At 63.0% G+C, this 8,745-nt stretch carries 10 protein-coding genes and 1 pseudogene; 6 read left to right on the forward strand and 5 right to left on the reverse strand.

Features of this window, described 5'->3' with window-relative positions; all coding sequences use genetic code 11:
- Positions 1-166 (forward strand): annotated as a pseudogene (locus CWO89_RS48400) (short-chain dehydrogenase); the annotation flags it as partial.
- A 33-nt stretch (positions 167-199) separates the two neighbouring features.
- Here CWO89_RS48400 and CWO89_RS36735 read toward each other — a convergent pair.
- Entirely contained in the window at positions 200-667 is a 468-nt protein-coding gene (locus CWO89_RS36735) for a GcrA family cell cycle regulator (RefSeq protein ID WP_130583266.1), read from the reverse strand.
- Positions 668-743: 76 nt separating this feature from the next.
- Entirely contained in the window at positions 744-941 is a 198-nt protein-coding gene (locus CWO89_RS36740) for a hypothetical protein (RefSeq protein WP_027580595.1), read from the reverse strand.
- Positions 942-1,218: 277 nt separating this feature from the next.
- On the opposite strand from CWO89_RS36740, the gene CWO89_RS36745 reads away from it, so the two are divergent.
- A complete protein-coding gene (locus CWO89_RS36745; protein WP_130583267.1) occupies positions 1,219-1,566 on the forward strand; it encodes a GrlR family regulatory protein in 348 nt (115 codons plus the stop codon).
- Here CWO89_RS36745 and CWO89_RS36750 read toward each other — a convergent pair.
- Both CWO89_RS36750 and CWO89_RS36755 read right to left on the reverse strand, forming a co-directional pair.
- On the reverse strand, positions 1,561-3,393 hold the full coding sequence (locus CWO89_RS36750) for an AMP-binding protein (protein ID WP_130583268.1): 1,833 nt from the start codon (positions 3,391-3,393) through the stop codon (positions 1,561-1,563). The two genes, CWO89_RS36745 and CWO89_RS36750, sit on opposite strands and share 6 nt — an antisense overlap.
- A gap of 202 nt (positions 3,394-3,595) precedes the next feature.
- Positions 3,596-4,537, reverse strand: coding sequence for an acetamidase/formamidase family protein (locus CWO89_RS36755; protein ID WP_130583269.1), 942 nt, complete (start codon positions 4,535-4,537; stop codon positions 3,596-3,598).
- A 221-nt stretch (positions 4,538-4,758) separates the two neighbouring features.
- Between CWO89_RS36755 and CWO89_RS36760 the strand changes: the two genes are divergently transcribed.
- A complete protein-coding gene (locus tag CWO89_RS36760; protein WP_130583270.1) occupies positions 4,759-5,562 on the forward strand; it encodes a YdcF family protein in 804 nt (267 codons plus the stop codon).
- 59 nt (positions 5,563-5,621) lie between these two features.
- Here CWO89_RS36760 and CWO89_RS36765 read toward each other — a convergent pair whose 3' ends face one another.
- Positions 5,622-5,837: a hypervirulence associated TUDOR domain-containing protein gene (locus CWO89_RS36765; RefSeq protein ID WP_130583271.1), complete on the reverse strand. Its 216-nt coding sequence runs from the start codon at positions 5,835-5,837 to the stop codon at positions 5,622-5,624.
- Here CWO89_RS36765 and CWO89_RS36770 point away from each other — a divergent pair.
- The 3 genes from CWO89_RS36770 (at position 5,821) to CWO89_RS36780 (ending at position 8,734) form a co-directional block, all read left to right on the forward strand.
- Entirely contained in the window at positions 5,821-6,480 is a 660-nt protein-coding gene (locus tag CWO89_RS36770) for a DUF488 domain-containing protein (RefSeq protein ID WP_349644929.1), read from the forward strand. The two genes, CWO89_RS36765 and CWO89_RS36770, sit on opposite strands and share 17 nt — an antisense overlap.
- Positions 6,481-6,643: 163 nt before the next feature.
- The gene (locus CWO89_RS36775) at positions 6,644-7,429 is read left to right on the forward strand and encodes a DUF169 domain-containing protein (protein WP_130583272.1); all 786 of its coding nucleotides are present in this window, start codon (positions 6,644-6,646) and stop codon (positions 7,427-7,429) included.
- 132 nt (positions 7,430-7,561) lie between these two features.
- Positions 7,562-8,734: a saccharopine dehydrogenase family protein gene (locus CWO89_RS36780; protein WP_130583273.1), complete on the forward strand. Its 1,173-nt coding sequence runs from the start codon at positions 7,562-7,564 to the stop codon at positions 8,732-8,734.
- Positions 8,735-8,745: the final 11 nt, after the last annotated feature.

Genomic DNA, 8,745 nt, shown 5'->3' on the forward strand with positions numbered 1-8,745 from the left:
CGCGGCCAGGATCATCCTCGACGGCGTCAAGGCCGATCGCTGGCGCATCTTGGTCGGCGAGGACGCCCATGTCCTCGACGAGCGCGTGCGCCAGACCCCGGAACAGGCCTACACGCCGGAATTCTTCGAGCGCATCAAGGCGGACGTCGGTTGGCGGCTCGGCTAGAGCTCCGGTTCCACTTCGCTTGAAAACGCTTTACTAACCGCGCGCCACGCGCGGGCGCGAGCTGGGCTGATAGGCGAGCCGGGCGTGGCCTGCGCAATAGGGCAGGCCGTCGACCGGCCGGTTGCCGCAGAAGCGGAAATCGTTGGCGTCAGGCGTCTCGACCGGCCAGCGGCAGCGCTGCTCGTCGAGTTCGAGAAGCGAACAGCAATGGCCGTTCGCGATCGGCTCCTCCGGTGCCGCCTCGCCATACTCGGCCTGCAACATCCGGATCTGATGCCGCACGGTCCTTGCGCGCGGCGCGCGGGGAGAGGCCTTCCGGGCCGGCCGTTCGGCGTCGTCGCGCGGCTCCCGTGTCAGGTTGAGGCGGGAGAGCTTGCCGATCACGGCGTTGCGGCTGACGCCGATGTCGACGGCGATCTCGCGGCAGGTCAGTCCGGCATCGAAGCAGCGCTTCAACTGTTCGACGCGTTCGGGGGTCCAGATCGATAGGATGGCGGTCATGGCGATGGTCCCAGGTTGCCGGAAAGTTTCCGGGTTGGCTTGACCACCCTTTAGCCGGACCGTCTGACGCCTCGCTTCACGGCTTACCGTTGTCGCGGATCGACAACAACCCATCCTTGATGGCGAGGCGGATGCCTTCCTCGATCAAGGTCCGGGCGACGCCGGGGACGCTGGTGCCATGGGTACCCTGTCTCACCAGCTTCTCCATGTAAGCGATGGTCGAGAGCGCCAAAGTGACGGGAATGCGATCGGTCTCGGCTTTCTCCGTGGCCATGGCAAAACGCTAGCCTTTTACGCCTGTACAGAAAAGTATCTATTCAGACTCTATTTAGTTTTACACCGGCGAGTCAAATTGATTCGCTTTTCGTGAGCTATCCGATTGGGAAGTAACGAGAAAATTTCTGACAGCCCTGGGGATAACGCGCGCACCCCGTGTGCACCGCCCAGGGGCGGGCGGCGAGGGCGCGGCGAAACGCGCATGGATTCTTCGATTTATGGGATTGCTTCCTGTCGCCCGGGCCGATGATGATGCGTCGGGGAATTCGGGCGCGATGACAGTAACGAACGGGCTTTACACCATTCAGATCGAGATGACCGAGGGCGGGCAGGGCCGCGCCAACGGTGTCATCGTCTTGCACGACGGCAGGATCGCGGGCGGAGATTCGTATTTCTACTACTCAGGCTCCTACAGCGCCGATCACGGCAAATGGCGCGGCGAGCTGACCACCAGCGAACACACCAGATCTGTCGGCGTATTGCCGCTGTTCGGCGGGCGCGATGTGACCTGCGGTTTCACCGGCCTCTATTCCGCCGACACCGCGCAGGTGAGTGGGACGGCGCTGGTCGGAAAGACCAGCGTCATGTTCGTTGCCAGGCTGATGCTGCGCTCGAAATTATGAGGTGCGAGACACCTCGACCTTCACCGGGAATTTCTGCAGCAGCCGGCCGGCCGCCTCCGCCTTGTCGGGCGTAGCGTTGACGCGCAGATAAAGCCCGCGCGACGGATCGGTGATCGCTTCGACGTTCACCTCCTTGGCAAGGCCTTCCGCGGCAAGCAATTCGCGCGCGGCGTCTCCGGCGGCAATCTCGCGCAGCTTTGGCTTGAAGATCTTGCCGACCGGCGTCACCGGCATTTCCGGGATCACCGAGACCGCGCGGGGCCGCGCCGGCGGCTCGGGGATGTTCTCCTGGACGAAGGCGGCAAGCGCCTGCGGATCGACCTGGACGCCGGGCTGGGTCGACACGAACAGCATCGGCACCTCGCCCGCGTAAGCGTCGGGGCGCCCGACCGCCGCGGCGAGCGCGACGCCAGGAAATTGCAGCGCCGCGTCCTCGATCGAGCGCGGATCGATGTTGTGGCCGCCGCGTATGATGACGTCCTTGGCGCGCCCCATGATGTAGACGAACCCGTCGGCGTCGATCCGGCAGATGTCGCCGGTGCGCAGCCAGCCGTCGTGGAAAGCGTCTTCGGTCTGCTTCTTGTCGACATAGCCCGCGAAGACCTGCGGCCCACGGGTCAAGAGTTCGCCGACCGGCGAAGGCCACGGGCTGGTGTGCAGCTTGCCACCCGCGAGGATCGCAAGCTCGACCAGCGGATTACGGGTGCCGACGGCTTCGGGCCGCGGCTTGATGCCGTGGACGTCGTGGGTGATGGCGCCGGCAAGCTCGGTCATGCCGTAGAGCTGCTGAATGCAGGGACCGCCCCAGGTCGCAAGATAGCGGCGCTCGATCTCCAGCGGGCAGATCGAGGCGCCGGTGGCGGTTACGCGCAAGGACGAGATATCGGCGTCGCCGACCGGGACGCCGGCGATGGCCCCGAGCGCGGTCGGCACGTTACCGTTGATGTTGACGTGGTACTTCTCAACGATCTTCCAGAAATTCGTGATCAGCGCCGGATCGCGCGCGCCGGCGGGGCCGGGGATGAACATGGTCGCGCCGGCCGACAGGCAATTGGCGACAGTGCAGAACAGGCCGCCGACATGGAACAGCGGCAGCGTGATCGTGCAGCGCTCACTCTTTCGGAAGTCCAGTGCCATCCGCGAGGAGACGGTGGAGGCAACCATCGCGCGGTTGGTGAGCCGCGCCACCTTGGGATGGCCGGTGGTGCCGCCGGTCGGCAGCATCACGGCGACGCGGTCGGCTTCGGAGAAATCCTTCGACTGGCCGTAATCGTCGCGCCACGCCGGATCGGGCTTGAGCACCTCACCATCGAACGAGATGGTGCCGTCGAGCGGCACGATCACGATGCGCTTCAGTGAGGGCACGTCGCGCTGCAGGCCCTCGATCTTCTCGTAAAGCCCGCCCGGCATGCCCGGTGGCGGCGCCAGCAACAGTTTTGCCTTGATGGCATTGAGCTGGGCGATGATGGCTTCGCGCGTGAACAGGAGATTGAGCGGCTCGGCGATGCCGCAGGCGGCCGCACCCCAGATCGCGGCAATCGCAGCCGGGCAGCTCGGCAGCAGGATCGCGACCGCATCCTCCTTGCCGATGCCCTCGCGGCGGAAGAAGTTTTCCGCTGCTTTGACCGAGCCCATGAGCTGCTCGTTCGAGAGGATGACCGGATTGGGATCGAGCGGCGAGCGCAGATAGATGACGCTTTCCGCATTGGGATTGCCGAGCGGACCGCGGGCGATCAGATCGAGGATGCGCGGGCAGGCGGCAAGCTCCTGCCGCATTTCCTGTTCGCGGGCGGCTTCTTCCGCCGGCGATAATCTCTCTTTCAGCATGTGTCTCCCTGTCGTTCTTGTTTTCGTTGTTTGATTGTATCGGGTCGATTGTATCGAGCGCAGCTTGCGAAGCACAAGTGCGGCAATCGGTCATTCCCGGGCGAAGCCTAGCATCGAACCTGGAAATCCGGCGGTCACGAAACAGAGCACGCTGGCGATTCCGGGTTCGCATTTTCGTGCGCCCCGGAATGACGGCGGCAGGTCAGCCGTGCACGATCGCCTTCGCGATCATGCAGTGGATACCTTTCGAGCCATTCACGGTCTGCGTCACCCGCAGATCGGCGGCGAGGCTGCACAGCGTGTACGCATCCTCGCGCGACAGATTCCGCTTTTCCCCAAGCAGCGCGATCATGTCACGCAGCGCGCGCACCACGCATTGGTCGAGGTCCGGGTCCATCGCCATCGTCATGTAGTGATCGGCGGTCTCGGCGCGGGGATAGGTGAGCCGCAGGTCCTTGCGCAGCGTTAATTTGAAGCGGCCTTGCAGCGCGGTCTCGATCGCGGTGACGCAGACCTCGCCGTCGCCCTGCACGCCATGGCCGTCGCCGCAGGAGAACAGCGCGCCTGCTACGAACACCGGCAAATAGAGCTTGGCGCCGGGCCCGAGCTCCTTGTTGTCGAGATTGCCGCCCATCGCGCGCGGGATCAGCGAGGTGATGCGACCCCAGGCCGGCGGCGGCGCCACGCCCATCACGCCGAAGAACGGTTTCAGCGGCAGCTCCAATCCCCAGGGCAGGCGGCCGACCATGCGCTCACGATCGAGCGGGATGTTGAGGATGCGTGGTTCATGGAAATCATCGGGCAGGGTGCCGGAGAGCGGTCGGATCAGGTTGTAGCCCCAGTCCTGCCGCAGGCTGACATCGAGGATATCGACCTCCAGCACATCGCCGGGCTCGGCACCCTCGACCGCGATCGGGCCGGTGAGGATGTGACCCGGCAGCATCCGCTCGGACCTCGCATGGATGTCCGCAAGCTCCGGCGGAATGTGAAATTTGGTCCGGTCGGGCACCACGTCGGGGCCGCCGCTGACGGTGTCGATGGTGACCTCGTCGCCGCTCTTGATCGCGAGCACCGGCTTGAGTTTTGCTTCGAAGAAGCCCCAGTGGCAGGTCTCGGGGCTCGCAGGGAGATGATGGTGTGTCATGGGATTTCTCGGGCGAGCATGTAACGTGTGACGCGCATCGCATTTAGAATGGGCTTTTGCAGTCAGATCAATCGTTGCCAGATCAATTCCGGCGGAAATTATCGTATGGGCCGATGCCGCGGCCATGAAGCGGATCAGCACCATGCGTATCCACGCGAGATGGAATGCCGGTCCGTTTGTGCTATGGCGCTGTCCGTTGATCGGATCGGAGGCCACCGCGGGTGTTTTTTGTGCTGTCGAAGACGCTCGGCGTCATGCTGCTGCCGGGCAATTTCCTGATTGGGATCGGCGTGCTCGGGGCAATCCTGCTCGCGACGCGGTTTGCCGCGCTTGGCCGCAAGCTTTTGGTCGCGGTGATGGTGCTGCTTGTCGTGGCGGGGTTCTCGCCGCTTGGAAACCTGTTGCTCTATCCGCTCGAGGCGCGCTTTCCGCCGTGGAATCCCGCAGAGGGCGCGCCCAATGGCATCATCGTGCTTGGCGGCCCGGTCGATTCCGACGTTTCGGCGTCACATAATACGCCGATCGTGCGTAACGCAGCCGATCGCATCATCGCCGCGGCCGCGCTCGCGCGAAAATATCCGAATGCCCGTGTCGTATTTTCCGGCGGCAACGCCAACCTGATTTCCAATGACGCCAAGGAAGCTGATTACGTGGCGGAGATATTCGAAGGCCTCGGCATCGCGAAATCGCGGCTGACCATGGAACGGCAATCGCGCAACACGTGGGAGAACGCCGAATTCTCCAAGGCGCTGGTGGCGCCGAAACCGGGCGAGCGCTGGCTACTGGTCACTTCAGCATTTCACATGCCGCGATCGGTTGGGCTGTTCCGGAAGGTGGGATTTCCGGTTGAGCCTTATCCTGTCGACTGGCGGGTCGGGACGGGCAACGACGTCTTCTGGTTCACGAACACCGCACTCGATGGATTGTCGCGGACCGATCTTGCGGTGCGCGAGTGGATGGGCCTGATCGCCTATCGTGCCGCAGGCCGAACCGACGCGTTGCTGCCGGGGCCGTCAACCAACTAGGACATATACTCGTATATCCGGTAGGGATGCGGGATAACACAGTCGGCTCGATCAGCCGCTTACTCAGACAGCTTGGTAAGTGCCTCCCCCTTATGAGCGGCAACATGGTCCGTTTTGCTACTCTTGATCTCGTACTGCGGTGACTCCGGGCTCGCGTGATGCGTATAGCCCTTGTAGTTGAAATCCTTGAGATGAACCCGGACGATCGTGCCGCTGACATGCCCAGCTTCCGAGTTCCACCGGACTCGATCGCCGACCTTGAATCGTTCCGCCATCCGCAGCCTCCTTGTCTGGCGAGCAGTACAGGCCACTACCAAACGCATTCTAACGGTCTATCTTCATCGTGTGAAGCAACGCCGTCCGATCTCCATTTGCATGATGCCGGTCGAAATCAATCCCATCTACACGGTCGGTCACGCGACGCACAGCATCGCCGAATTCGTCGAACTCTTGAAAGTCGGTTCGATCGGGATGGTCGTGGACATCCGGAGCTTCCCGCGGTCACGAACCAACCCCCAGTTCAATATCGATGAGCTACCTGAGGCGCTTTCGGCTTGGCAGATCGGTTATATCTGGATCGAGGAACTTGGCGGCCGACGAGCAAAATCGAAAACGGTGCCACCCGAAGTAAATGCCTTCTGGATCAACCAGAGCTTCCACAACTATGCGGACTACGCGCTCTCTGACGAGTTTCGCAGGGGGTTATCGCAACTGGAGCAATTGAGCTTAGGGCGGAGGTGCGCGATCATGTGTTCGGAAGCCGTCTGGTGGCGTTGCCATCGACGGTTCGTCGCCGATTACCTTCTCCACCATGGACGAGATGTCTTCCACTTGATGGGACCGGCGCGCGCTGAAATTGCCAGGATGACTGCCGCGGCGCGCGAGGACGGCGTATCACTCGTCTATCCGCCGTCGTGATGTCGTGCAAGTCGGCGATGTCCGCCCGCATCGCTGCCGCGCACGCAACCTCGCATCGATGCGGCGGTGGCCGCGCCTCAATGAGTCCACGCCTTAGAATGCGGGTCGCAACCAGCTGTCGATCGGGCTAAGATCGGGCAAAACAAGCCCGGGAACTTACGCCATGCAACAGCAGACACCGCCGGAACAATTCGATCCGGCCACGATGGTGGCCGATCTCAACAGCCTGCTCAGGCTGAAGACGACCGTGATCGGCCTGAAGCTGTTCGAGCGGGTCGAGGACATGATGGCGATCCCGAAGATCCGGCGCCCGACCGCGATCCACACCACCGACCAGATCGTGAGCATGGCCTCGCGGCTTGGCTGGACTGTTGGCGTCACTGCCGATGATCTCGTCGGCGCGCAATGCCGCGCCGTGATCGGGCTCGCGCCACAGGACGAGAAATGGCTTGCGGGAGAATCCTATGTCGGGGTCTGGCATGGCACCGCGGAAGATGCGCGCAAGCGCCAGGAGGCGCTGGATGTGGTGCCCTATGGCCAGTACAAGGCCATCGTGGCAAGCCCGCTCTCCAGCGGCCGCCTCAATCCGCCTGACATCTGCCTCGTCTATGCGACGCCGGGGCAGATGATCATCCTGATCAATGGGCTGCAATATACCGGCTACAAGAAGTTCGAATGGGGCGTGGTTGGCGAGACCGCCTGCGCGGATTCCTGGGGGCGGGCGTTGAAGACGCGCGAGCCGTCGTTGTCGCTCCCATGTTTCGCCGAACGGCGCTATGGCGGCGTGCCTGATGAGGAGATGCTGATGGCGCTGCCGCCGGCCGATCTTGCCAAGGCGATCGCCGGCATGAAACAGCTCGCCAAGAACGGCCTGCGCTATCCGATTGCGCCCTACGGCATCCAGGCCGACGTGCGTGCCGGCATGGGCGTGTCGTATGCGAAGAAGTAGGAACTCCTGCCGTCATTGCGAGGAGCGATAGCGACGAAGCAATCCACGCCTCCACAAGCGGTGAAATGCATTGCTTCGCTTCGCTTGCAATGACAAGAAGGGGCAATAGCTCGTTTCAGGGAAAGTCATCCTATGTCGTCGAAGTTCGACATCGTTATCTATGGCGCAACCGGCTTCACCGGCCAGCTCGTTGCCGAATATCTCGCTCAGCATTACAAGGGCGACAGCCTGACATGGGCGATGGCCGGGCGCAGCAAGGACAAGCTTGCTGCGGTGCGCGACGCCATTGGCGCGCCTGCGGACACGCCGCTGATCGTTGCCGATTCAAGTGAGATCGCGTCGCTGCAAGCCATGGTTGGGCAGGCCAAATCGGTGATCAGCACGGTCGGCCCGTATCAGCTCTATGGCAACGACCTCGTCGCCGCATGCGTGGAAGCGGGTGTCGATTATTTCGATCTCTGCGGCGAGCCGGTCTGGATGCGGCAGATCATCGATAGGCACGAGGCTGCTGCGAAGGCAAGCGGTGCGCGCATCGTGTTTTCCTGCGGCTTCGACTCGGTGCCGTTCGAGCTCGGCGCGTTCTTCGTGCAGGAGGAGGCCAGACGCACATTCGGCGCGCCGGCATCCCGCGTCAAGGGCCGTGTGCGCTACCTCAGCGGTACGCTCTCCGGCGGCACCGCGGCAAGCGCCAAGGCAACCTTCGAAGCAGTCGCCAAGGATCTCAGCCTCGTGGCCATCCTGAACGATCCCTTTGCGCTGACGCCCGGATTTGCCGGCCCCAAACAACCGCGAGGCAACAGGCCGGCTTACGAGGAAGACCTGCAGTCCTGGGCGGCGCCGTTCATGATGGCGCTGATCAATACGCGCAACGTTCATCGTTCCAACATGCTGATGGATTTTTCTTACGGCGAGGAATTCATCTACGACGAGATGGTGCTGACTGGTGCGGGTGAGAAAGGCGAAGCCAACGCCAAGCGCGTGATGGCCCTCAATGCCGAGAAGACCGGTCCGAACGCGCCAAAGCCGGGCGAGGGGCCCTCGAAGGAAGAACGCGAGAACGGCCGCTACGATCTCCTCTACGTCGCGATTGCGCCGGACGGCCGTCAGGTGCGTGCGGCGGTGAAGGGCGATCGTGACCCCGGCTATGGGTCGACGTCAAAGATGATCTCGGAATGCGCGATCTGCCTGCTGCGCGATGCGCCGGATGTTCCTGCCGGCATCTGGACGCCGGGCGCCGCGATGAAGGACAAGCTCATCAAGCGGCTGGTCGATCACGCCGGCCTGACGTTCCAGGTCGAGACGTAGGCTTCGGATTG

The organism is Bradyrhizobium sp. Leo170, assembly GCF_004296405.1.
GTDB lineage: Bacteria > Pseudomonadota > Alphaproteobacteria > Rhizobiales > Xanthobacteraceae > Bradyrhizobium.